The organism is Agromyces bracchium, from assembly GCF_009709675.1.
Taxonomy (GTDB): Bacteria; Actinomycetota; Actinomycetes; order Actinomycetales; family Microbacteriaceae; genus Agromyces; species Agromyces bracchium.
Genome location: NZ_WMLB01000025.1, coordinates 292743 through 316952, shown reverse-complemented (window position 1 = coordinate 316952; position 24210 = coordinate 292743). Strand labels below are relative to the sequence as shown.

The following is a 24210-nucleotide window of genomic DNA, read 5'->3' as shown; positions in this document are numbered from 1 at the left end:
TCCGACGCCGGAGGTCCATCTCCGATTCGCGTCCGTGCGCTGCGGGGGATCCTCTCCGCATCGGTCGCCGGTGGGGACCGCTCCCCATTTCGGGGGCCCCGAAACGGCGTGTTAGCGTATGCCCGACCCGCCGGTCTCTTCGGCGGTGAAATCCGACGCCCTACCGACGGAACGCACCGGGGGAGACGAAGCTGTGGTCACGTTGAGGTCATGGGCGCGGTCGCGCCGGAACGTCGCCTCGGCCGCCGCGCTCGCCGTGCTCGCGGGCGTGCCCGTCGGGCTCGCCGTGGCGCATCAGGGCTTCCCCGTGACCGACCCCGACCTCCGGGCGCGCGAGGTGTGGGTCACGAATGCCGAGGAGCTGCTCGCCGGCCGCCTGAACCGCCAGATCGAGGAGCTCGATGCGGCGGTGGCGGCCGCCACGAACGAGATCGACGTCTTCCAGGACGGCGAGGACGCGTTCCTCTTCGATCCGAGCGTCGGCTCGATCGAGCGCATCGACCCGTCGTTCACGACGCTCGTGCAGCGCATCGACGTGCCCCCGGCGTCCGAGGTCGCGTACGGCGGCGACGTGCTCGCGATCCTCTCGCCCGAGGGGGAGCTCTGGCGCGTGAACGCCGACGGGGATCTCGCCTTCGACTACCGGGGCACCGACCCGATCGCCGACCTCGGGCCAGACGCGCACGTCGCCGTCTCCCGCGAGGGCACGATCCTCGCGACCGCGCCGGGCGACGGCGAGCTCGTCTCGCTGGCCCGCGAGGCGTCGGAGTCGACGACCACCGAGCTTCCCGCGATCGGCGAGCACCAGCTCGCGGCGGTCGGCGAGCGGGCCGTCGTGCTCGACGAGGAAGCCGACCGCGTGATCGTCGACGGTCGGGCGATCGACCTGCCCGAGCCGGCCCTGCGCCTCCAGCAGTCCGGGCCCGAGCACGAGCGCGCCGTGCTCGCCACCGCGACCGGCCTCCTCGACGTGCCGCTCGGCGGCGGCGCGGTGCGCACCGTCCCGAACGGGGGCGACGTCGCGGCCGCTGACGCCGGCGAGGTCGCGGCCCCCGTGCGCCTCGGCGTGTGCGCGCACGGCGCGTGGGGCGGGGCCGTCGGCCGCTACCTGCTCGCGTGCGACGACGCCGAGCCGCAGTCGACCGCGATCGAGCAGCCGACCGCCGGGTCGCGGCTCGAGTTCCGCGTGAACCGCGACGTGATCGTGCTGAACGACCTCACGAACGGCAACGCCTGGCTCGTCGACTCCGACCTGCGACTCGTCGACAACTGGGAGGAGGTCACGCCGCCCGAGGAGAGCGACGAGCTCGAGGGCGACGAGAAGTCGGCCCAGCAGACCTTCGAGGACACGCTCGCCGAGCGCACCGACGTGAACCGTCCGCCGGTGGCGCGCGACGACGACTACGGGGTCCGGCCCGAGCGCACGACCGTCCTCGAGGTGCTCGAGAACGACACCGATCCCGACGGCGACGTGCTCACGATCGCGAGCACGTCGGAGGTCTCGGAGGCGGCGGGCCGGCTCGAGCTCATCGACGGCGGCCGCGCGCTCCAGTTCACGCCGGCGGCCGGCGCAGCCGGCAGCGTGTCGTTCCGCTACGGCGTCGACGACGGCCGCGGCGGCGTGGCCGAGGCATCCGTGAACGTGCGCATCGTGCCGGCGAGCGAGAACACCGCCCCCGCGGCGCTCCGGCAGGCGGCGATCAGCGTCGAGCAGGGCCAGCAGCTCTCGTACAACCTGCTCGCCGACTGGAACGACCCCGACGGCGACGACCTGTACCTCGTGAACGCGTCGCCGACGGGCGGCGACGCCGTGCGTTCGAGTCCCGACGGCACCATCACCTTCGAGCACCGTTCGGCCGAACTCGGCACCAAGGAGGTGCAGTACACGGTCTCCGACGGGCAGACGACGGCCGCGGGCACGCTCAGCGTCGAGGTGAAGCCGACCGGCACGCTGAACCCCATCGGCACCCCCGACTTCGCACAGGTCTTCGCCGGCGAGACGACGCTCATCGAACCGCTCGCCAACGACCTCTCGCCGTCCGGCGCCGGACTGGAGCTGCTCGGCATCGAGGAGGCGCCCGAGGTCGCCGAGATCACGCCGAACGTCGAGCGCGGAACCATCGCGTTCTCGAGCACCGAGCCGGGGGAGTACGTCTTCCTCTACACGCTGGGGGCCGGTGCCGCGACGAGCAAGGGCCTCCTGCGCGTCCAGGTGGTCGAGGCGCCCGCCGAGGCGCTGCCACCCATCGCGGTCAAGGACACCGCCTACCTCCGGGCGGCGGAGCCCCTCACCGTGCCGGTGCTCGCGAACGACGTCTCGCCCTCCGGGCGCGTGCTCGCCGTGCAGTCGATCGACGACTCCGCCGCCGACGGGCTCGTCTCGGTCGAGATCCTCACCAACACCGTGCTCCGCGTGACCGCATCGCAGGCCCTCGACGAGCAGCTTCAGGTCTCGTACACCGTCTCCGACGGCGTGAACTCGTCGAGCGCGAGCGTGACCATCGTCCCGGTCCCGCCGCTCGTCAAGCACCAGCCGCCGGTCGCGGTCGACGACGGCGCCATCGTTCGCGCCGGCGACATCGTCACGGTCGACGTGCTCGAGAACGACACGCACCCGGATGCCGCGACGATGCACCTGCTCCCGGAGCTCATCGAGGTCGACGCGCCCGACGGCCTCGCCTTCACCGACGGCGACACCGTGCGCTTCCAGGCGCCCGAGCAGCCCGGCGTGTACAGCGCCGTCTATACGGTCGCGGACGACTCCGAGCAGACCGCGCGTGCGACCGTGCGCTTCACGGTCGTGGGTCGCGACGCGGGCGAGAACCGCGCCCCGCTGCCGACGCCGCTGACCTCGCGCACCTTCGCCGGATCGGCCGTGAAGGTCGACGTGCCGCTCGACCAGCTCGACCCCGACGGCGACTCGGTGACGCTGACGGGTATCACGGTCGCCCCCGAGCTCGGCCGGGTGATCGAGCGCACCAGCACGTCGTTCACCTACGAGGCGTTCGCCGGCTCGGCGGGCACCGACGAGTTCGGGTACGAGGTCCGCGACACGTTCGGCGCGACCGCCGAGGGCACCATCCGCATCGGCGTCATCCCGCGGCCCGAGGTGCAGCTGCCGCCGAAGGCGGTCGACGACGCCATCGAGATGAAGCCCGGCCGCATCGCGTCGGTCGAGGTGCTCCTCAACGACTCCGACCCGAGCGGCTACCAGCTGCACGTCGCCGACCTGCCCGAGGTCGACGACGGCATCGAGGCCGAGATCCGCGACCGCCGCCGCATCGTCGTGACGGCACCCCAGCAGGAGGCCGCGTACACGATCCGCTACGAGATCTCGAACGGCCATGGCGGCGCGGACACCGCCTTCCTGCAGATCGCGGTGACGGAGGATGCCGTGATCGACCCGCCGACGGCCGAGGACCAGGTGATCGAGCCGGAGGAGGTGGTCGACGGCGAGCTCGTCACGGTCGACCCGCTGGCGGATGCCACGAACCCCGGCGGACTCGTGGAGGACCTCGCCGTCTCGCTCGAGGGCCCGAACGCCGGACGCGCAGAGGTCGCCTCGGACGGCACGATCGACGTGACGCCAGGGCGCGAGCGCTACGCGGTCGCCTACCGGCTGACCAACGAACTCGACGACCTCTCGGCGATGGCGTTCGTGATCGTGCCGCCCGTGCCATCCGGCGACGACACCGTCGAGGAGACGCAGCGGCCGAAGACGCCCGAGGAGCTCCTCGCCGAGGAGAAGGCGAAGTTCCCCGCGCCGTACCTCAAGGACCTCGGCGAGGTCATCGTGCCGATGAACGGCAGCATCAGCTGGAACGTCGACGACCTCGTGGTCGTGCCGTCGGGCAACCCCGCGCTGATCCTGTCGGCGTCGTCGACGAACGCGGGCGAACCCGCGTTCGTGAGCGGCACGGCGGTGCAGTACGTGCCGGCCGCGGACTACCGCGGCGCGGCGTCGCTGACGTTCGAGGTGACGGATGGCGAGAGCGCCGACGATCCCGTCGGGCGCACCGCCATCCTGACCATCCCGATCACGGTCGGCGACCCCGACTTCAACGACACCCCGCCGACGTTCACGCCGCGGAGCGAGACGATCGAGGCCGGCGAGGCGCCGCTCGACGTCGACCTGCGCTCATCGACCGACCAGCCGAACCCCGACAACATCGAGCGAGTCGAGTACCGCAACCTGCAGGGCTCGAACTCCGACATCGAGGCGAGCATCGTCGAGGGCTCGATCCTCCGGCTCTCCTCGCCGCTCGGCGTGCAGCCGGGCACCGAGGCGCGCATCTCGTTCGACGTCGTGTTCAACGAGTTCACGGTGCCGGGCTACGTCGACGTGAAGGTGGTCTCGTCGACGCGGGCGATGCCCAAGGCGAACGACGACGGGCCGGTCGAGATGGTCCGCGGCGGTACCGCGACCGTCGACGTGCTCGCCAACGACTTCAACCCGTTCGCACCCGACGCGCCCCTGACCGTGGTGAGTGCCCAGATCGACCAGGCCGACGTCGGCGCCGGCGCGTCCGTATCGCATACGGCGTCGAACGTGACCGTGAATGCGGGCGCGGCGTTCACCGGAACGCTGAGCGTCGTCTACCGCATCCAGGACGGCACGAAGGACCCGGCGCGCGAGGTCCAGGGCCGCGTCACGGTCGTCGTGCGCGACGAGCCCGATCGTCCGGCAGCCCCGACGATCCAGAACTCGGGAGACCGCTCCGTCACCATCCGGTGGACGGCCCCGGCGAACAACAACTCGCCCATCACCGACTACGAGGTCCGGTACAACGGCCAGACGAGGCCCTTCGGCGCCGGAGCCGCGGGCGTGAACCAGCAGTTCACGGGCCTCACCAACGGTACGGCGTACACCTTCCAGGTCAGGGCGAAGAACGCGATCGGGTGGGGCGAGTGGTCGGCGGAGTCGGCGTCGGCGACGCCGTACGGCACGCCGGGTGCGCCGACCGGCGTGAACGCGCAGGTCAACGGCTACGCGCCGACGAGCGTCGACGTGAGCTGGAACGCGCCGTCGAACACCGGCGGCGGCGCGGTCCGCTACGACGTCCGGATCGACGGCGGGTCGTGGCAGAACTCGGGACAGGACACCAGCCACCGCTTCACGGGCGTCGGCGCCGGTTCGCACACCGTGTCGGTGCGTGCGGTGAACCTCGGCAGCGGCAACCCGGGAACCGCGTCCTCCGACTCGTTCGCCGTCCAGAACCCGCCGCCTCCGCAGCCCGCCGGGTCGATCGGCAAGGGTCCGAGTCGCGCGTGCGACAGCGGCGGCAACGGATGCGCGAACGTGCGCATCACCTGGACCGACATGGACCCGGGGCGCTACCAGGTGTACGTGACGGTGAACGGCGGCTGGAGCAACTGGAAGGGCACCTACGACGTCGCCGCGAACGGGCGGCTCGAGCTGCTGAACCACCTGGGCATCCGCGCGGCGGGCGAGACGATCGCCGTGCGCTTCGAGAACGTCAGCGGCGGCACTTCGCGAACGCTCGGCGCGATCAGCGGGTCCCAGTGGAACAACATCGGCTACAACACGTGGTGACGGGCCGCCCCGTCCCGAACGTACGACTCGAAGGAACGAACATGACCGTGACCCAAGACCAGGCCAGCTGGTTCCAGGACGCCTTCTCGAAGCTCGTCGACAACGTCGACCGGGCGATCCTCGGCAAGCGCGAGATCATCGAGCTCGTCGTGACCGCCATGCTCTCGGAGGGGCACGTGCTGCTCGAGGACTACCCGGGCACGGGCAAGACGGTGCTCGCGAAGGCGCTCGCGAACACGCTCGACGGCACGCACTCGCGCATCCAGTTCACGCCCGACCTGCTGCCGTCGGATGTCACGGGCGTCACGATCTACGACCAGGGCAAGGGGCAGTTCGAGTTCCACCGCGGTCCGATCTTCGCCTCGGTCGTGCTGGCCGACGAGATCAACCGGGCGAGCCCGAAGACCCAGTCGGCGCTCCTCGAGGTCATGGAGGAGGGTCGGGTCACGGTCGACGGCGTCGGCTACGAGGTCGGCAGCCCGTTCATGGTCATCGCGACCCAGAACCCCGTCGAGCAGGCGGGCACGTACTCGCTGCCCGAGGCGCAGCTCGACCGCTTCCTCGTCAAGACCTCGCTCGGCTACCCCGACCACGACACCGCCGTGACGCTCCTGCTGGACTCGGCGAACCGCGCCCGCGCGTCGAAGGTGTCGCCGATCATCGCCTCGAGCTCGGTGACGACGATGGCGCGGCTCGCCGCGGACGTGCACGTCGACGCGGCGGTGCTGTCGTACCTCAACCAGATCGTCTCGGCCACGCGCGACCACCGCGACTCGGCGCTCGGCGTCAGCATGCGCGGCGCGCTCGCGCTCGCACGTGCGGCGAAGACCTGGGCGATCTCGCGCGGACGCACCTACGTCACGCCCGACGACGTGCGCGAGCTCGCCGTGCCGGTGCTCGCGCACCGCATCATCGTCGACCCCGAGGCCGAGTTCGCGGGCGCGACGGCCGACGACATCGTGCGCACCGTGCTCGTCGAGATCGCGCCCCCGGCGTACCGCGCGGCATGACGACCGGCATCGACGCGCCCGCGTCGACGCCGCCCGAGCCGGCGGCGCCGGCGCCGAATGCGCCGTCCCGAGCGGCGCGCGCGGCGGCGCCGTCGCAGTCCCGCATCGCGCTCCGGTCCGCGGGGCGCTCGCTCGCGGCATCCGCTCGCTCGCTCGCCGACGGCCTGCGCCGCGCCGGCCGAGCCGTGGGCGCCATCGCGGCACCCGTCACGGGCGTGATCTCGCCGGTCGGATGGCTCGTGCTCGCCGCCAGCCTCGTCGCGCTCGCGCTCGCGTGGCCGCTCGGCTGGATCGAGCTCGCCTTCGTCGGGGCGACGCTGCTCGCCGCGCTCCTCGTCGCCGTGCCGTTCGTGTTCGGCCGGATGGCGTACCGCGTCGAGATCGAGCTGCAGCCGCGCCGCGTGGTGGCCGGCGAGCGCGCGCTCGGCCGGCTCGTCGTGCACAACGTCGGCGACGGGGCATCCGTGCCCTCGCAGCTCGAACTGCCCGTCGGCAACGGCCTCGCCGAGTTCGTGATCCCGACGATCCCCGCGGGCGGCGAGCACGAAGAGCTGTTCGCGGTGCCGACGCAGCGCCGCGCGGTGATCGTCGCCGGCCCCGCGGCATCCGTTCGCGGCGACCAGCTCGGCCTGCTGAGGCGCGAGGTGCGCTGGACCGACCCCGTGGAGCTCTTCGTGCACCCCGTGACGGCGCGACTGAAGCCGTCGGCGGCGGGCCTCGTGCGCGACCTCGAGGGCGAGATCACGAAGACCATCACCGACAACGACATCTCCTTCCACGCGCTGCGCGCCTACGAGCCCGGCGACGCGCTGCGGAACGTGCACTGGCGCACGTCGGCGCGCACCGGCCAGCTCATGGTGCGCCAGTACGAGGAGACCAGGCGCTCGCGGCTGCTCCTCGTGCAGCCGACGAGCGCCGAGCACTACGCCTCCGAGGAGGAGTTCGAGCTCGCGGTATCGGTGCTCGCCTCGCTCGGGGTCCAGGTCATCCGCGACGCCACGCGGCTCGCCGTCGCCACCGACCGCCTTCGGCTCGGCACGGCGACGCCCACGGCACTCCTCGACGACACGTGCCGGATCGCGCCGCTCGAGGACGCCGCCGTGCCCGTGCGCGACGTGGTCCGCGAGGCTGGCCGGCGCATCCCCGCGCCGAGCGTGCTCATCGTCGTCGGCGGCTCGCGTGCGCCGCTCGCCGAGTTCCGCGCCGCCGAGACCGTGTTCGGTTCCGACACCCAGGTGATCGTCTTCCGCACCGAGGTGGGCGCGGCGTCGCGCATCACGCGCGTGGGGGAGTCGACGATCGTCACGGTCGGCTCGCTCGACGAGCTGTCGCGCCTCGTGAGGAGGGTCCGCCCGTGAACCGGATCCCGCGCACCGCCCTCGTCGACCTCGGCGTGCTCTCCGCGCTCTCGCTCCTCGCGATCGCCGGGTACGAGACGAGCTTCGGCGGCCTCGACTTCCTCGCGGCCGCGCTCGCCGGCATCGTCGTGGGCACGCTCGCCGCGGTGCTCGGCACCGTGCTGCGCCTGAACGTGCTGGTCACGGTGCTGCTCGGCATCGTGCTGTACTTCCTCGTCGGCACGCCGTTCGTCATGCCGGGCGAGGCCTTCCTCGTCGTGCTGCCGACGCTCACGTCGCTCGCCGGCCTCGCGGTCGGCGCCGTGCACGGCTGGGCCGACATCGTCACGATCGCCGCGCCAGTCGAGGCACCCGACTACGTCGCCGCGGTCCCGTACGCCGCGGCCGCGGTCGTCTCGCTCGTCGGCGGCATGCTCGTGCTGCGCTGGCTGCCCGGTCGGCGCACGCCGCTCCGCGCGGCGGTCGTGCTCGTCGGGCCGGTGCTGCTGTTCCTCTCCGGCATCCTGCTGGGTACCGACCAGGCCTTCCTCGCGGCCGTCCGAGGCGTCGCGTTCGCGGCGATCGGGCTGACCTGGATCGCATGGCGTCGTGGCGCGAGCGTCGAGGCCGGCGGCGACGGCGCCGCGCGCCTGCGTCGGCGCAAGCTCACCGGCTCGGCCGTCGTCGTCGCCGGCGCCGTGACCGTCGGTGCGGTCGCCGGCCTCGCGGTGGCCCCCGTCGCACCCGACCGGTTCGTGCTGCGCGAGCAGGTCGTGCCGCCGTTCGATCCGCTGCAGTTCCCCAGCCCGCTCGCCGGGTACCGCGAGTACACCAAGGAGCTCGCCGAGTCGCCCGTCTTCGTCGTCGACGGGCTGGAGCCCGGCGACACGCTGCGGCTCGCGGCGATGGACTCCTACAGCGGTCGCCTCTGGAACGTCGCCGGCCCCGAGGACGCCGCCGCCGACGGCGGATACTCGATCGTGGGATCGACGCTGCCCGCGCCCGAGCTCGCCGACCTCGGTGGCGCCCGGTCGATCGAGGTCGAGGTCGCGGCGTACTCCGACGTGTGGCTTCCGACGGTGGGCTACGGCTCCACGCTCGAGCTGCTCGACCGCGGGTCGGTCGAGCGGGCGGGCGACGTGCGCTACAACCCCGCAGCGGGCACCGCCGTGCTCACGAGCGGCGCCGCGGAGGGAACCCGCTACCGCCTCGACGCACGTGTGCAGGTCCAGCCCGACGACGCCGACCTCGCCGACGTCCCCGTCGCGCAGCTCGCGCTGCCGCCGGTCGAGAACCTGCCCGACGTCGTCGCCGCGAAGGCCGACGAGTACGCGGGCGACGCTCCGAGCCCGATCGAGCAGCTCCGCAACGTCGAGCGCGCGCTGAAGACGAACGGGTTCCTGAGCCACGGGCTCGCGAGCGACGCGGTCGCCTCGCGCGCCGGGCACGGCGCCGATCGGCTCATCGAGCTCTTCACCCGAAGCCAGATGGTGGGCGACGAGGAGCAGTACGCGGCCGCTATGGCGCTCATGGCGCGCCACCTCGGCTACCCGTCCCGCGTGGTCATGGGCTACGCGCCCGAGATCGCCGAGGGCGGCGGCGCGGTCGAGGTGCTCGGCGAGGACGTCACCGCGTGGGTCGAGGTGCCGTTCGAGGGCGTCGGCTGGATCGCGTTCCATCCGACCCCCGACAACGTCGACGTGCCGCAGGAGCAGACGCCGAAGCCGAAGTCCGAGCCGCAGCCGCAGGTGCGCCAGCCCCCGCGCGCCGAGCAGGCCGAGGACGAGCTGCTCACGACCACCGAGATCGACGACACCGACGACGAGGACCGCGACCGGCCCTTCCAGCTGCCCGCGTGGGCGTGGATCGTCATCGGTGCGATCGGGATCCCGGCCGCGATCCTCCTGCTGCCCATGCTCGTCGTCGCGATCGCGAAGCGCCGCCGACGCGCCATCCGCCACCGCGGCGCCGCGCACCGACGGGTCGCGGGTGCCTGGGAGGAGCTCGTCGACCGCTACGCCGAACTCGGCTTCGAGCCGCCCGAGCGGTCGTCGCGACTGCAGACCGCTCGGGCGCTCGAACGGCAGCTCGACGAGCAGGGCCTCGGCGACGTGCGCATCGCCGGTCGCGCGCCGCTCGCCACGCTCGCGGCCACGGTGGACCGCGACGTGTTCGGCGGCGACGAGGTCGCGTCGGCGTCGGTCGAACGCCGATGGACCGAGGCGGATGCCGCGGCCGCGGCGGTCGCGGCGGCCGCCGGCCGGATGCGACGGTTCGTCGCGAGGTACCGGCTCCGCCGCCGTCGATGACGCCGGGTTACGACGACGGTGCGGGTTAAGGTGGGGGCGTGAGCGACCCGGACTTCATCGTGCCCCCGCCGGGGCTCGTGCCGGACGTGCCCGCGTCGGATCGTCGAAGCGAGGCGGGCGGCGCGGAGCAGGCCGAGGGTGCGGTGCGCGCCGAGGGCACGGTACGGGCCGAGCGGGCGCTCCCCGGGTTCCGGCCGCCACCAGGCATCCGCCCGCCGTCGGCGCTGCCGATCGCGCCGCCGGCAGCGCTGCCGATCGCGCCGCCGTCGACGCCGCCCACTGCTCCGGCGCAGGCGGAGCCCCCGGCCCGACCCGCGCCGACCGGCCCCTGGCGCCTCCGGAGCGCCGACGGCATCGAGTTCCCGGTACGGGATCGCGTCGTCGCCGGCCGCGACCCGAGTCCGCCGGCGTGGCTCCAGGGCGCCGTCGTCGTGGCCGTCCCGGACCACACGCGATCGATGTCGAAGACCCACGCACTCCTCGAGTCTCGGGGCGGCCGGCTGCTCGTCACCGACCTCGACTCCACGAACGGCGTCCGCGTGTGGCCCGAAGGCGAGGAGCCCGTCGACCTGGAGCCCGGCGTGCCCGCCGAGGCGCCGCTCGACGCGGTGATCCTGCTCGGCGACGTCGCCTTCCTCGTGGAACGGGCTCCCACGCAGTCGGTGTAACCTGTCGGCATGCGTGCTCGGCGACTTCTCCTTCGGTGCCGCGGCGGGGCCCAGTCCTGAGGCCTTCCCCGCCGCGGAGTCCGTCGACGGCCGATCACCCTCCCGAAGGAAGACGAACCGCATGAACGACAGCACCCCGATCCCGTCGCGTCCGCGCACCCTGGCCGAGAAGGTCTGGGACGCCCACCTGGTGAAGAAGGGCGAGCACGGCACCCCCGACCTCATCTACATCGACCTGCACCTCGTGCACGAGGTGACGAGCCCGCAGGCGTTCGACGGCCTCCGCATGGCCGGGCGCCCGGTCCGGCGCCCCGACCTGACGATCGCGACGGAGGACCACAACACCCCGACGCTCGACATCGACAAGCCCATCGCCGACCCGACGAGCCGCACGCAGATCGAGACCCTCCGGCGCAACGCCGCCGAGTTCGGCGTGCGCCTGCACTCGCTCGGCGACAAGGAGCAGGGCATCGTCCACGTCGTCGGACCGCAACTCGGACTCACGCAGCCCGGCATCACCGTCGTCTGCGGCGACAGCCACACCTCGACGCACGGCGCCTTCGGCGCCATGGCGTTCGGCATCGGCACGAGCGAGGTCGAGCACGTGCTCGCCACCCAGACGCTGCCGCTGAAGCCCTTCAAGACCATGGCGATCACGGTCGAGGGCTCGCTCCGCCCCGGCGTCACGGCGAAGGACATCATCCTCGCGGTCATCGCGAAGATCGGCACCGGCGGCGGGCAGGGCTACGTGCTCGAGTACCGCGGCAGCGCCATCCGCTCGCTGTCGATGGACGGTCGCATGACGATCTGCAACATGTCGATCGAGGCGGGAGCGCGCGCCGGCATGGTCGCGCCCGACGAGACGACCTTCGCGTACCTGAAGGGCCGCGCCCACGCGCCGGAGGGCGACGACTGGGACGCGGCGGTCGAGTACTGGAAGACCCTGCCGACCGACGAGGGCGCGGTCTTCGACGCCGAGGTGTTCATCGACGCCGGCGCACTCGAGCCGTTCGTCACGTGGGGCACGAACCCCGGCCAGGGCGTCTCGCTCAGCGAGGCCGTGCCCGACCCGGCGGCGATCGAGGACCAGCACGAGCGGGCCGCCGCCGAGCGCGCGCTCGAGTACATGGACCTGGAGCCCGGCACGCCGCTCAAGCAGATCCCCGTCGACGCGGTCTTCATGGGCTCGTGCACGAATAGCCGCATCGAAGACCTGCGGGCCTTCGCGTCGATCATCAAGGGCCGCCGAAAGGCAGAGGGCGTGCGCGTCATGGTCGTTCCCGGCTCGGCGCGCGTGCGCCTCGAGGCCGAGGCCGAGGGCCTCGACAAGGTGTTCGAGGCCTTCGGCGCCGAGTGGCGCTTCGCGGGCTGCTCGATGTGCCTCGGCATGAACCCCGACCAGCTCGCCCCGGGCGAGCGCTGCGCGTCGACGTCGAACCGCAACTTCGAGGGCCGGCAGGGCAAGGGCGGCCGCACGCACCTGGTCTCGCCGCTCGTCGCGGCCGCGACCGCCGTTCGGGGCACGCTTTCGAGCCCATGGGACCTGGAACAGGATGGACCCGCGGGTCTCGACACGGTCGTTCCGTCCTACTCGACCACCGTTGCGGAGGGGAACTGACCATGGAGAAGTTCAGCACCGTCACCGGCGTCGCCGTCCCGCTGCGCCGCTCGAACGTCGACACCGACCAGATCATCCCCGCGGTCTTCCTGAAGCGCGTCACGAAGACCGGATTCGACGACGCCCTGTTCTCCGCGTGGCGTCAGGACCCGGAGTTCGTGCTCAACCAGCCGGCTTTCGCCGGCGCCGAGATCCTCATCGCCGGGCCCGACTTCGGCACCGGCTCGAGCCGCGAGCACGCCGTGTGGGCGCTCCGCGACTACGGCTTCAAGGTCGTCGTGTCGAGCCGCTTCGGCGACATCTTCCGCGGCAACTCGGGCAAGCAGGGCCTGCTCGCGGCCCAGGTCGCGTACGAGGACATCGAGCGGCTGTGGGAGGCCATCGAGGCCCAGCCGGGAATAGCCGCGACGGTCGATCTGGTTGAGCGTACGGTGAGCATCGGGAGCCTCACAGTCGCCTTCGATATCGATGACTACACTCGGTGGAGGCTGCTCGAGGGGCTCGACGACATCGGGCTCACCCTCCGGGACGAGCAGGCCATCTCCGACTTCGAGGCGACTCGGGCGGGATGGCGGCCGACGACGCTCCCCATCAGGGAGCCGGCAGAGACAGGGAACTGAGTGAACACACTCGTGGATGACGCGAAGCAGCACGGCACGGCGGTCGGACTTCCGGTCGACCGCATCACGATCAACGGGGGCAAGCCGCTTCGCGGTCGGATCGAGTTGAAGGGCGCCAAGAACCTCGTCACCAAGGCGATGGTCGCGGCGATCCTCGGCGACACGCCGAGCCTCCTGAAGGACGTGCCGAACATCAGCGACGTCCGCATCGTGCGCGGGCTCCTCGAGGTCCACGGCGTGACCGTGACCGAGGGCCCCGAGCCGGGCGACCTCGTCCTCGACCCGGCCGCGGTCGAGTCGGCGCACATGGCCGACATCGACGCGCACGCGGGCTCGAGCCGCATCCCGATCCTCTTCTGCGGGCCGCTGCTGCACCGCCTCGGCGAGGCGTTCATCCCCGACCTCGGCGGCTGCCGCATCGGCGACCGGCCGATCGACTACCACCTCGAGGTGCTGCGCAACTTCGGTGCGATCGTCGAGAAGCTGCCGAGCGGCATCCGCATGTCGGCGCCCGACGGCCTGAAGGGCGCCAAGGTGTCGCTGCCCTACCCGAGCGTCGGCGCGACCGAGCAGGTGCTGCTCACCGCCGTGCTCGCCGAGGGCATCACCGAGCTCACGGGCGCGGCGATCGAGCCCGAGATCATGGACCTCATCAACATCCTGCAGAAGATGGGCGCCATCATCACGGTCGACACCGACCGGGTGATCCGCATCGAGGGCGTCGAGCGCCTGCAGGGCTACTCGCACCGCGCGCTCTTCGACCGCAACGAGGCGGCGAGCTGGGCCGCGGCCGCGCTCGCGACCGAGGGAGACATCTTCGTCGGCGGGGCCCGCCAGCCCGAGATGCTCACCTTCCTCAACATCTTCCGCAAGGTCGGCGGCGCGTTCGAGATCGAGGACGACGGCATCCGCTTCTACCACCCCGGCGGCGAGCTGAAGCCGGTCATCATCGAGACCGACGTGCACCCCGGCTTCATGACCGACTGGCAGCAGCCGCTCGTCGTGGCGCTCACCAAGGCCAAGGGCGTCTCCATCGTCCACGAGACCGTCTACGAGCAGCGCTTCGGCTTCGTCGACGCGCTCGTCGAGATGGGCGCATCGATCGACGTGCACAAGGAGTGCCTGGGCGGGCGCCCGTGCCGGTTCGGCCAGCGCAACTTCAAGCACTCCGCGGTGATCTCCGGTCCCTCGCAGCTGCGCGGCGCCGACATCGAGGTGCCCGACCTGCGCGGCGGCTTCAGCCACCTCATCGCGGCGCTCACCGCCGAGGGGCGCTCGACGGTGTCGAACGTCGGGATCATCGCGCGCGGCTACGAGAACTTCATCACCAAGCTGGAGCTGCTCGGAGCGGACTTCGCGCTCGAAGGATAATGGGTCAGTGCCCCACCGTGACCCCTCCGCCGTGCCCGCAGTGAAGCCCGGCGCCGAGAAGCGCCGCCCGTCGTTCTTCTGGGTGCTCGCCGCCCTGATCCTCCCGCTGTGGAGCCTCGGCGTGAAGTACCGATTCCACCACCCCGAGCGGATGCCGCAGGCCGGCGCCTTCGTGCTGTCGCCGAACCACTACAGCGAGATCGACCCGCTCGTGATGGGCGTCGCCTCGTGGCACCTCGGTCGGCTCCCTCGCTTCATGGCGAAGGCGTCGCTGTTCAAGAACCCCGTGCTCGGCTGGTTCCTGCGCACGTCCGGCCAGATCCCCGTCGAGCGCGCAGGCAGCAGCAGCCACGCCGCGATCCGCGCCGCGGAGGAACTCGTCGAGAAGGGCCGCATGGTCATCGTCTACCCCGAGGGTTCGCTCACGCGCGACCCCGACATGTGGCCGATGCGCGGCAAGACGGGTGCGGTGCGCATCGCGCTCGAGCGCGGTATCCCGGTCGTGCCCGCCGCCCACTGGGGCACGCAGCAGATCATGCCGCGGTACGCGAAGAAGGTCAGCTTCTTCCCGCGGAAGACCGTCGACGTCGTCATCGGCGAGCCGCTCGACCTGTCGGCCTACGAGGGCAAGCCGCTCGACCAGGCGACGCTCCTCGCGGCCACGAACGACCTGATGAACGCGATCGCCGCGCTCGTCGGCGAGCTGCGCGGCGAGCAGCCTCCGGCCGAGCGATGGGATCCCGCCAAGCACGGCCAGAAGGAGACGGGGCGCCTCGATGGCTAGGGCCGGACGCCGCCCGCCGGGCAAGCGCGTCGCCGTGCTCGGCGCAGGCAGCTGGGGCACCACGTTCGCGAAGATCCTCGCCGACGGCGGCGCCGACGTCATGCTGTGGGCCAGGCGCCCCGAGCTCGCGCGCGAGATCCAGGAGGCCAAGCGCAACAGCGATTACCTCCCGGGCATCAACCTGCCGATCGGGCTGCGCGCGACGAGCCGGCTCGACCTCGCGCTCGCCGGCGCCGAGCAGGTCTACATCAGCGTGCCGAGCCAGACGCTCCGCCAGAACCTCATCGCCGCCGAGCCGCACCTGCACGCCGAGGCGACGATCGTCTCGCTCATGAAGGGCGTGGAGAAGACCACGGGCCACCGCATGAGCGAGGTCATCGCCGAGGTCCTGCCGATCTCCGAGTCGAAGATCGCGGTGATCTCCGGGCCGAACCTCGCCCTCGAGATCGCGAAGGAGCAGCCGACCGCGGCCGTGGTCTCGTCGGCGAGCCTCGAGACCGCGCAGTCGGTGGCCTCCGTCTCCCGCAACCGGTACTTCCACTCGTTCGTGAACACCGACGTCATCGGCACCGAGTTCGGCGGGGTCCTGAAGAACCTCATCGCGGTCGCGATCGGCATCGTCGACGGCGCCGGCTACGGCGAGAACACCAAGGCCTCGATCATCACGCGGGGCCTCGTCGAGATGACCGACTTCGCGGTCGCCTACGGCGCGCACCGCGACACGCTCTCCGGGCTCGCCGGCCTCGGCGACCTCATCGCGACCTGCCAGTCGCCGCTGTCGCGCAACAACACCGCCGGGCGCCTGCTCGGCCAGGGCTACAAGCTGCCCGAGGTCGTCAACCAGATGCAGCAGACCACCGAGGGGCTCGCATCCGTCGGCCCGATCCTCGAACTGGCGCGCGCCAAGGGCGTCGAGATGCCCATCGTCGAGCAGGTCCGGCAGGTGCTCGCCGGAACGCTCGCACCCAAGGACATCGCGCCGCACCTCACGACCGACGACGAGCCGCAGGGCGAAAGGACGATGGATGGACAAGCTCAGGGTGGTTCTGCTCTTCGGCGGGCGCTCCAGCGAGCATTCGATCAGCTGCGCCACGGCGGCGGGAGTGCTCCGGGCGATCGACCGTGACCGCTACGAGCTGATCCCGGTCGGGATCACGCGCGAGGGCGCGTTCGTGCTCGAGGCCGACGACCCCGATCGCTTCCGGCTCGATCCGGAGCACCTGCCCGAGGTCCACGACAACGGCACGCGCGTGCGCTGGCCGCAGTCGGCGGCCTCCCGCGAGCTGCACGTCGTGACGGCGAGCGGCGAGGAGGCCTCGCTCGGCGAGGTCGACCTCGTCTTCCCGATCCTGCACGGCCCGTTCGGCGAGGACGGCACGATCCAGGGCCTGTTCGAGCTCGTCGGCCTCCCGTACGTCGGCTCGGGCGTGCTCGCGAGCGCGCTCGGCATGCACAAGCACTTCACGAAGACGGCGCTCGCGGCCGCCGGCATCCCGGTCGCGCCGTGGCGCACCGTGACGTCACGGCAGTGGGCGGACGACCCGGCCGCGGTGCGCGCGGACGCGGCATCCCTCGGCCTGCCCCAGTTCGTGAAGCCGGCGCGCGCCGGCTCGAGCGTCGGCGTCAGCAAGGTGGCGGATGCCTCGCAGCTCGACGCGGCCCTCGAGGTCGCGTTCGCCGAGGACGACACCGTGCTCGTCGAGTCCGCCGTGATCGGGCGCGAGGTCGAGATCGGCGTGCTCGGCGGCGCGCCGGGCGAGCGCCCGCGCGCCTCGGTCGCGGGCGAGATCGTGCTCACCGGCGACGGGTTCTACGACTTCGCGGCGAAGTACCTCGACGCGCCGGGCGTCGACCTCGTGTGCCCGGCCGACCTCGGCGACGGGCGGCTGGAGGAGATGCGCGACCTCGCGATCCGCGCGTTCGACGCGATCGGGGCCGAGGGCCTCGCGCGCGTGGACTTCTTCCTCACGGACGAGGGCTTCATCGTGAACGAGCTCAACACGATGCCGGGATTCACGCCGATCTCGATGTTCCCGCGCTGCTGGCAGGAGTCGGGCGTGAGCTACCCCGAGCTGATCGACGAGCTCATCCGGGTCGGGATGGCGCGGGGCGTGCGCGTCGGCTGACGCCTGCGGGCGGCGCACGGCGCCCGCGCGGCCCGGCCCGCGGGCCGCGGACTCAGCCGGCGTCCGTCGCCTCGCCGGTGGCGGGCGCGAGCTCCTCGAGGTCGGTGCACCCGCCGTCGGCGGGGATCGCCGCGACCGCGCCGGAGAGGTCGGCGATGGCCGTCGATCCGGCGACCGCGTCGTTGTCGACGACGACCTCGACGGCCGGGGTGCGGCCGTAGGTCACGAAGCGGTAGGTCGGCGCGTCGGATTCGTCGATGATCCAGTCGACGTCGTCGACGCTCACGCAGCGCAACGTCGTCGGCCCGGGGGGTTCGACGCCGCAGCGCAGCAGCACGGCGGCCGGCGAACCCCATGCGCCCGTGCCCTGCGCGGTCGTCTCGCGGGCGTCGAGCCCGGCGACCTGGTCGGGCAGTCGCACCACGACCGACGCGCAGTCGGCGTCGGCGGCATCCGGAGCCGGATCGAACGGGACCGGCTGGCTGCAGGCGGCGAGGAGCGGAACGGCCGTGGCGGCGACGAGGGCCGCGGCGAGCAGGCGCGCGCGGCGGCGCCGGGGGCGGCCTGACGGGGGAGTCGACATCGTCGATCAGGCTACCGTGGGAGCCATGGAGCAGCCTGCACGCGAGCCGTCGCCCACGATCGGGGAGCTCGGCGAGAGCGCGGTGCTGCGCCGCATCCTGCCGCGTCTCGAGCCGGGCGACGCGGCGCTCCTCGGCGCGGGCGACGACGCGGCCGTCGTGGCGGCCCCCGACGGCCGGTTCGTGGTCACGACCGACCTCATGGTCCACGGCCCCGACTTCCGGCTCGCGTGGTCGCGCCCGCACGATCTCGGCTGGAAGGCGGCCGCCACCAACCTCACGGACGTCGCGGCGATGGGCGCGCGGCCGACGGCGCTCGTCGTCTCGATCGCCGCGCCGCCGACCACGGGCGTCGCCCTGCTCGAGGGCATCGCCGACGGGTTGCGCGATGGTCTCGCCGCACTCGCCCCGGGCGCCGGGGTGGTGGGCGGCGACCTGTCGGCGTCATCGGTGCTCACGATCGCGGTGACCGCGTTCGGCGACCTCGACGGGCGGGCGCCGGTCCTGCGTTCGGGGGCGCGACCGGGCGACCTCCTCGCCCACGCCGGGGCTCGCGGCGACGCGGCACGCGGGCTCAAGCTCCTCTTCGCCGAGGCGCGCGACGCCGACGGCGAACCCGACGCGGGCCTCGCCGACCTGGCCCGGGCGCGGCATCCGCACCTCGTCGGCGCACAGCTCGCGCCCTCGCCGCCGGTGTCGGCCGGGGTGGTCGCCGCCGAGGCCGGCGCGACCGCGATGCTCGACGTGAGCGACGGGCTCGCGCGCGACGCGCGGCGCCTCGCCGAGGCCAGCGGGGTCGGGCTCGACTTCCGCGCCGCTGCGCTCGGCTCGGACCCGCTGACGGCACTCGCCGGCGCGGAGGACCACGGCCTGCTCGCCGCGTTCCCGCCCGGGACCGTGCCCCCTGCGCCGTTCGAGGTGATCGGCGTCGCGAACGGCGACGCGGGGCGACTCACGCTCGACGGGGCGCCCGTCGACACGAGCGGATGGGATCCCTACTCGGGCTGGGACGGCGCGGCGGGCTGACCCGCGTCGGTCGCCGGCGCGAAGGTCGCCGACGCGTCGGTCGCCGACGCCCACCACAGCGTCGTCTCGCCGTAGTCGCGCCGCCGCTCGGGCTCGATGCCGCCCGGCCAGGCCGGTTCGGGGGAACGACTGCTGCGCTCGACGACGACCGTCGCCGTGTCGGCGAGGAGCGGGGCGAGCAGCTCCAGGTCGCGCGCGAGCTCGGTCTCGCCGAGGTCGTACGGCGGGTCGATGAAGACGAGGTCGACGCCGCCCGGCGCCGACTCGAGGTAGGACGCGACGCTGCGCGCCTCGACGCGCACCCGCGGCGCCGGCCCGCCGCGGGCCGCCTTCGCGAGCGCCGCGGCGTTGCGCCGGCAGACCTCGGCCGCGGGCCGGGCCTTCTCGACGAGCACGACCTCCGCGGCACCGCGGCTCGCGGCCTCGAGCCCGAGCGCCCCCGAGCCCGCGTACAGGTCGAGCACCGAGGCATCCGCCACGGCATCGCGCGCCTCGAGCGCGGAGAAGATCGCCTCGCGCACCCGGTCGCTCGTCGGTCGCGTGCCCGAGCGGGGCACGGCGAGGGTGAGCGAGCCGGCGAAGCCGGCGATGATGCGCGTCATGTCTCGGGAGCATAACGGCCCCTCCTCCGGCGCTGCCATGATGGTGAGGTGGATGACTCGACCGACGCCCTGCACGCCGATCCGTCCCATCACCGGGGGCACGAGCAGCAGGCCATCGACCGGATGTGGGACTTCGCCGACCCCGCCGCGAGCGAGGAGCGCTTCCGCGCGGCCGCGGCCGACGAGACGCTGAGCGTGCACGGCCGCGCCGTGATGGCCACGCAGCTCGCGCGCGCGATGGGCCTCCAGCATCGCGACGACGAGGCGCTCGCCGTGCTCGCCGAGCTCGAGGAGGCCGATCCGGGCGAGTCCGACGAGGAGGCCGCCGAGCTCCGCGCCCGCATCTTCCTCGAGCGCGGTCGCATGGCCGCCGCTGGAGAGCGCCTCGACGAGGCCGTTCCCGAGTTCACCCGGGCCGTGCGCGAGGCCGCGCTCGGCGGCTCGACGTTCCTGGTGCTCGACGCGCTGCACATGCTCGCGCTGAACGACACCGGCCACGAGGAGGAGTGGGCCGCCGAGGGCTTCGACATCCTCGAGGGCGTCCGCGACCCGCGCCTCAAGCGCTGGGGCGTGGCACTCCACAACAACCTCGGCTGGACCAAGCACGACGGCGGCGACGCGCAGGCCGCGATGTACCACTTCCAGAAGGCCGTCGACGCGGCCGACCGGTACGGCACCGCGGGGCAGCAGCACGTCGCGCGCTGGTCCGTCGGGCGCGCGCTCCGCACGCTCGGCCGCACCGACGAGGCGCTCGAGATCCAGCGCGAGCTCGCGCTCGCGCGCCCCGACGACCCCTACGTGCGCGCCGAGATCGAGGCCCTCGCGCCCGCGCCGACGGAGGCGGAGCCTACGATCGAGCCATGACGGCCGATCGCGTGGCGGAAGGGGCGCTGACCCTCGACAGCCGCCTCACGGGCGCGCTCGGCGGTCGCACCGCGCAGGCGCTGCAGCGGGCGTTCGGCTACTCCAGCGTCGGCGACCTGCTGGCGCACTACCCGCGCCGCTACGCCGCACGCGGCGAGCTCACGGCGCTCGCCGAGCTCCCGCTCGACGAGAACGTCACGATCGTCGCCGAGGTGCTCGAGGTACGCGAGCGCACGATGCGGTCGCGCCGCGGCTCGATCCTCGAGGCGAAGATCTCCGACGGCACCGGCATCCTCACCCTGACGTTCTTCAACCAGAAGTGGCGCGCGAACGAGCTGAAGCCCGGCGTGCGCGGCATGTTCGCCGGCAAGGTCTCCGACTACCGGGGCGCCCGCCAGCTCGCGCATCCCGACTACCAGCTGTTCGACGACGCGGTGCCGACGAGTGGGGCGGATGCCGCGGCCGTGCGCTGGGCGACGGCGCCGATCCCGATCTACCCGGCCACCGGCACCCTCTCCAGCTGGCAGCTGCAGACCGCGGTCGGCGTGCTGCTCGACGGGCTCGGCGCGGTCGACGACCCGATCCCCGACGCGGTGCGTCGCGCACGCGGCATCCGCTCGCACCGCGACGCCCTCGAGGGCGTGCACCGACCCGAGCGCGACGAGGACTGGAAGGCCGCGCGCCGCACGCTGCGCTTCACCGAGGCGTTCGTGCTGCAGACCGCGCTGCTCGAGCGCCGCGCGGCCGCCCGCGCCCACGAGGCGGTGCGACGCGAGCCGCGCCCCGGCGGGCTGCTCGAACGCTTCGAGGCGTCGCTGCCGTTCACGCTCACCGACGACCAGCACGAGGTCGGCGGCGAGATCCTCGCCGACCTCGCCGCGCCCGTGCCCATGAACCGGCTCGTGCAGGGCGAGGTCGGCTCGGGCAAGACCGTCGTGGCGCTGCGCGCCATGCTCGCGGTCGCCGAGTCCGGCGGGCAGTCGGCGCTCCTCGCCCCGACCGAGGTCCTTGCCGCGCAGCACCTCCGCTCGATCGCGAAGATGCTCGGGCCCGAGCTCTCCGCCGAGCTCATGCCCACCCTCGTCACGGGCCAGCTGCCCGCCGCGGAGCGCCGGAAGGCCGCACTGCGCGTCGCGGCGGGCCAGTCGCGCATCGTCGTGGGCACGCACGCGCTCCTCGGCGACACGACCACGTTCGCCGACCTCGGGCTCGTCGTCGTGGACGAGCAGCACCGCTTCGGCGTCGAGCAGCGCGAGGCGCTGCGCCTGAAGGGGCGTCACCCGCACGTGCTCGTGCTCACCGCGACGCCGATCCCGCGCACGGTCGCGATGACGGTGTTCGGCGACCTCGACGTGAGCACCATCCGGCAGCTGCCCGCGGGCCGGGCCGGCATCGAGACGCACCTGGTGCCGCTCGCGGAACGTCCTGCCTGGCGCGCCCGCGTGTGGGAACGCCTCGCCGAGGAGCTCGCGCAGGGCCGGCAGGGGTTCGTCGTCTGCCCGGCGATCGAGCCCAAGGTGGCGGAGGACGACGGCGAGCCCGTAGAGGGCGAGCCCGCCCCGGGCGCCGGCCCCGCGGCATCCGTCGCCTCGGTGCTCGCCGAACTGCGGGCGCTGCCCGCGCTCGCGGGCGCGCGCATCGCGCCCCTGCACGGGCGGATGTCGGCCGAGGAGAAGGACGACACAATGCGCGCGTTCGCCGCGAAGGAGCTCGACGTGCTCGTCGCGACGACCGTGATCGAGGTGGGGGTCGACGTGCCGAACGCGAGCACCATGGTCGTCGTCGACGCCGACCGCTTCGGGGTCTCGCAGCTGCACCAGCTGCGCGGCCGGGTGGGCCGGGGGAGCGTGCCCGGGCTGTGCCTGCTCGTCTCGCACGCCGAGGCCGGGAGCGTCGCGCGCGAGCGCCTCGAGGCCGTCGCCGCCACGGTCGACGGCTTCGAGCTCGCGCGCGTCGACCTCGAGCTCCGGCAGGAGGGCGACGTGCTCGGCGCCGTGCAGTCGGGCGGGCGATCCTCGCTCAAGCTGCTCCGCGTCGCGCGCGACGGCGACCTCATCGCCGACGCCCGCGAGGCCGCCGCAGACCTGCTCGCGGAGGACCCGAGGCTCGCCGGCCACCCGGCCCTCGCGGCCGCCGTCCGTCGCCGCCTCGACGACGAGGCGAGCGAGTACCTGAGCAGGGGCTGAGACTCTCCGCGACCCCTCCCGCGGCGTCGAACGCGCACTACGCTGGCACGTATGCAGCGGATCGCCGTCGTCCCCGGATCATTCGACCCAGTCACGCGCGGGCACCTCGACGTCATCGAACGGGCCGCCGGCCTGTACGACCAGCTGCACGTCGTCGTCGTGCACAACCCCGACAAGTCGGCGCTGCTCCCGATCGCGCAGCGCGTGGCGCTCATCGAGCAGTCGATCGCCGACGCCCGCATCCCCGGCGACATCGTCGTCGCCTCGTGGAGCATGGGCCTCCTCGTCGACTACTGCACCGACGTCGGCGCGTCGGTGCTCGTGAAGGGCATCCGCTCGCAGGTCGACGTCGGCTACGAGACGCCCATGGCGATCGTGAACCGGCACCTCGCCGGCGTCGAGACCGTCTTCCTCCTGCCAGACCCGGCGAACGCGCACGTGTCGAGCTCGCTCGTGCGGCAGGTCTCCGCGCTCGGCGGCGATGTCGCGCCGTACGTCCCGCGGTCCGTCGCCGAGTACCTGCAGGGGGCGATGCGACCGTGACCGACACCGAGGGCGCCGTCGGCGTCGCGCCGACGATGGGCATCGACGAGGTCGGCGAACGCGCCGCCGCGATCGTCCGCAACGTCGAGACCGTCATCAGCGGCAAGCGCGAGGCCGTCACGGCGGCCCTCACGGTCCTCCTCGCCGAGGGGCACCTGCTCATCGAGGACGTGCCCGGTGTCGGCAAGACGATGCTCGCCAAGGCGCTCGCCCGCTCGGTCGACTGCACCGTCAGCCGCATCCAGTTCACGCCCGACCTCCTCCCGAGCGACGTCACGGGCGTCTCCGTCTTCGACCAGGTGTCGCGCCGGTTCGAGTTCAAGCCCGGCCCGGTGTTCGCGAACATCGTGATCGGCGACGAGATCAACCGGGCCAGCCCGAAGACGCAGTCGGCCCTCCTCGAGTGCATGGAGGAGCGCCAGGTCACCGCCGACGGCACGACCTACCGCCTCGAGCAGCCGTTCACGGTCGTCGCCACGCAGAACCCCGTCGAGATGGAGGGCACGTACCCGCTGCCCGAAGCGCAGCGCGACCGGTTCATGGCGCGCATCTCGATGGGCTACCCGGCGACCTCCGACGAGCTCGCGATGCTCGCCCAACGCGAGACCGCGAGCCCCCTCGACACCCTCGAGCCCGTCGTCTCGCTCGCCGAGCTCCGGGCGATGATCGAGACCGTGCAGCGCGTCTTCACGTCCGAGCCGGTCAAGCAGTACGCGGTCGAGCTCGCCCGGGCCACGCGCGAGGACCGCCAGCTGCGGCTCGGGGCGAGCCCGCGCGCCACGCTCCAGCTGATCCGCGCCGCCAAGGCGCACGCCGCCATGCACGGCCGCGACTTCGTGCTGCCCGACGACGTCGACGCCCTCGCCGTGCCCGTGTTCGCGCACCGCCTCGTGCCGACGAGCCGTGCGGTCGGCGGGCACGACCACGACGGCGGTCCCCTCATCGACCAGATCGTGCGACGCATCGTCGCCGAGACGCCGGTTCCGGTCGGCAGCGCGCGGAGGGAGTGAT

At 72.9% G+C, this 24210-nt stretch carries 18 protein-coding genes; 16 read left to right on the top strand and 2 right to left on the bottom strand.

What is annotated here, in order from left to right:
- The first annotated feature begins 193 nt into the window (after window positions 1-193).
- The 11 genes from GJ743_RS12845 to GJ743_RS12795 all read left to right on the top strand — a co-directional run bounded on the left by GJ743_RS12845 (window position 194) and on the right by GJ743_RS12795 (window position 17397).
- Window positions 194-5554, top strand: coding sequence for an Ig-like domain-containing protein (locus GJ743_RS12845; RefSeq protein WP_155052263.1), 5361 nt, complete (start codon window positions 194-196; stop codon window positions 5552-5554).
- Between the two features lie 41 nt (window positions 5555-5595).
- Window positions 5596-6564: an AAA family ATPase gene (locus GJ743_RS12840; RefSeq protein ID WP_155052262.1), complete on the top strand. Its 969-nt coding sequence runs from the start codon at window positions 5596-5598 to the stop codon at window positions 6562-6564.
- Window positions 6561-7922 (top strand): DUF58 domain-containing protein, encoded by a 1362-nt coding sequence (locus GJ743_RS12835; RefSeq protein ID WP_155052261.1) that lies wholly within the window; start codon window positions 6561-6563, stop codon window positions 7920-7922. The genes GJ743_RS12840 and GJ743_RS12835 overlap by 4 nt, the downstream gene beginning before the upstream one ends.
- On the top strand, window positions 7919-10210 hold the full coding sequence (locus GJ743_RS20200; RefSeq protein ID WP_155052260.1) for a transglutaminase-like domain-containing protein: 2292 nt from the start codon (window positions 7919-7921) through the stop codon (window positions 10208-10210). The genes GJ743_RS12835 and GJ743_RS20200 overlap by 4 nt, the downstream gene beginning before the upstream one ends.
- A 38-nt stretch (window positions 10211-10248) precedes the next feature.
- Window positions 10249-10878 carry an FHA domain-containing protein gene (locus GJ743_RS19995; RefSeq protein WP_155052259.1) on the top strand — a complete coding sequence of 210 codons (630 nt, stop codon included), beginning with the start codon at window positions 10249-10251 and terminating at the stop codon, window positions 10876-10878.
- Between the two features lie 121 nt (window positions 10879-10999).
- Window positions 11000-12496, top strand: a complete 1497-nt coding sequence (gene leuC / locus GJ743_RS12820; protein WP_155052258.1) for a 3-isopropylmalate dehydratase large subunit — start codon at window positions 11000-11002, stop codon at window positions 12494-12496.
- A 2-nt stretch (window positions 12497-12498) separates the two neighbouring features.
- Window positions 12499-13116, top strand: coding sequence for a 3-isopropylmalate dehydratase small subunit (gene leuD, locus GJ743_RS12815; protein WP_155052257.1), 618 nt, complete (start codon window positions 12499-12501; stop codon window positions 13114-13116).
- On the top strand, window positions 13117-14487 hold the full coding sequence (gene murA / locus GJ743_RS12810) for a UDP-N-acetylglucosamine 1-carboxyvinyltransferase (protein WP_328289156.1): 1371 nt from the start codon (window positions 13117-13119) through the stop codon (window positions 14485-14487).
- A 7-nt stretch (window positions 14488-14494) separates the two neighbouring features.
- Window positions 14495-15271 (top strand): lysophospholipid acyltransferase family protein, encoded by a 777-nt coding sequence (locus tag GJ743_RS12805; protein WP_328289155.1) that lies wholly within the window; start codon window positions 14495-14497, stop codon window positions 15269-15271.
- Window positions 15264-16397, top strand: a complete 1134-nt coding sequence (locus tag GJ743_RS12800) for an NAD(P)H-dependent glycerol-3-phosphate dehydrogenase (RefSeq protein WP_155052256.1) — start codon at window positions 15264-15266, stop codon at window positions 16395-16397. The genes GJ743_RS12805 and GJ743_RS12800 overlap by 8 nt, the downstream gene beginning before the upstream one ends.
- Entirely contained in the window at window positions 16297-17397 is a 1101-nt protein-coding gene (locus GJ743_RS12795) for a D-alanine--D-alanine ligase family protein (RefSeq protein ID WP_155052255.1), read from the top strand. The genes GJ743_RS12800 and GJ743_RS12795 overlap by 101 nt, the downstream gene beginning before the upstream one ends.
- A gap of 52 nt (window positions 17398-17449) precedes the next feature.
- Here the strand turns inward: GJ743_RS12795 and GJ743_RS12790 are convergent, their stop codons facing one another.
- Complete coding sequence (locus GJ743_RS12790; RefSeq protein WP_155052254.1) at window positions 17450-17980, bottom strand: DUF3515 family protein; 531 nt, start codon at window positions 17978-17980, stop codon at window positions 17450-17452.
- A gap of 25 nt (window positions 17981-18005) precedes the next feature.
- Between GJ743_RS12790 and thiL the strand changes: the two genes are divergently transcribed.
- The gene (gene thiL, locus GJ743_RS12785; protein WP_155052253.1) at window positions 18006-19004 is read left to right on the top strand and encodes a thiamine-phosphate kinase; all 999 of its coding nucleotides are present in this window, start codon (window positions 18006-18008) and stop codon (window positions 19002-19004) included.
- Here thiL and rsmD read toward each other — a convergent pair.
- Window positions 18974-19606 (bottom strand): 16S rRNA (guanine(966)-N(2))-methyltransferase RsmD, encoded by a 633-nt coding sequence (gene rsmD, locus GJ743_RS12780; RefSeq protein WP_155052252.1) that lies wholly within the window; start codon window positions 19604-19606, stop codon window positions 18974-18976. The genes thiL and rsmD overlap by 31 nt on opposite strands.
- Window positions 19607-19654: 48 nt before the next feature.
- On the opposite strand from rsmD, the gene GJ743_RS12775 reads away from it, so the two are divergent.
- Genes GJ743_RS12775 through GJ743_RS12760 form a run of 4 tightly spaced genes read left to right on the top strand, consistent with a single transcriptional unit; the run spans window position 19655 to window position 24209 of the window.
- Window positions 19655-20470: a tetratricopeptide repeat protein gene (locus tag GJ743_RS12775; RefSeq protein ID WP_155052251.1), complete on the top strand. Its 816-nt coding sequence runs from the start codon at window positions 19655-19657 to the stop codon at window positions 20468-20470.
- Window positions 20467-22656 carry an ATP-dependent DNA helicase RecG gene (locus GJ743_RS12770; protein WP_155052250.1) on the top strand — a complete coding sequence of 730 codons (2190 nt, stop codon included), beginning with the start codon at window positions 20467-20469 and terminating at the stop codon, window positions 22654-22656. Before GJ743_RS12775 ends, GJ743_RS12770 begins: the two co-directional genes overlap by 4 nt.
- A gap of 51 nt (window positions 22657-22707) precedes the next feature.
- A complete protein-coding gene (coaD, locus tag GJ743_RS12765) occupies window positions 22708-23199 on the top strand; it encodes a pantetheine-phosphate adenylyltransferase (protein ID WP_155052249.1) in 492 nt (163 codons plus the stop codon).
- Window positions 23200-23234: 35 nt separating this feature from the next.
- Window positions 23235-24209 carry an AAA family ATPase gene (locus tag GJ743_RS12760; protein ID WP_155052345.1) on the top strand — a complete coding sequence of 325 codons (975 nt, stop codon included), beginning with the start codon at window positions 23235-23237 and terminating at the stop codon, window positions 24207-24209.
- Window position 24210: the final 1 nt, after the last annotated feature.